The sequence below is a fragment of the Paraburkholderia ginsengiterrae genome (assembly GCF_001645125.1).
Classification (GTDB): domain Bacteria; phylum Pseudomonadota; class Gammaproteobacteria; order Burkholderiales; family Burkholderiaceae; genus Paraburkholderia; species Paraburkholderia ginsengiterrae.
On the sequence record NZ_LXKA01000201.1, the window covers coordinates 1 to 474 of the forward strand.

The 474-nt window shown below is 51.9% G+C and carries 1 protein-coding gene; it reads left to right on the plus strand.

The annotated features are described in order from the left end of the window. Positions 1–30: 30 nt before the first annotated feature. A partial coding sequence (locus A6V37_RS15465; protein ID WP_208607870.1) for a NapC/NirT family cytochrome c occupies positions 31–474 on the plus strand: 444 nt, incomplete at its 3' end.

A 474-nucleotide genomic window follows, 5' to 3' on the forward strand; every position in this document is an offset into this window, starting at 1 on the left:
GCATTAAACCATATAATTACAGGGGCTATTATGCGAAAACTCTGGAGAGCGCTACTCAGGCCAAGCGCCCGTTGGTCGATACTGGCGCTGGTCATTGTCGGGATTGTGATCGGCGTTGCGCTGATCGTGTTACCTCACGTCGGTATCAAACTGACCAGTACGACAGAGTTTTGCGTCAGCTGCCATAGTATGCAGCCGGTGTATCAGGACTATAAACAGTCCGTACATTTACAGAACGCTTCCGGCGTGCGCGCCGAATGCCACGATTGCCATATCCCCCCTGATATTCCAGGCATGGTGAAACGTAAGCTGGAAGCCAGCAACGATCTTTACCAGACATTTATCGCCCACTCGATTGATACCCCGGAAAAATTTGAAGCCAAACGCGCCGAGCTTGCCGAGCGTGAATGGGCGCGCATGAAAGAGAATAACTCCGCGACCTGTCGTTCCTGCCATAACTACGATGCGATGGAT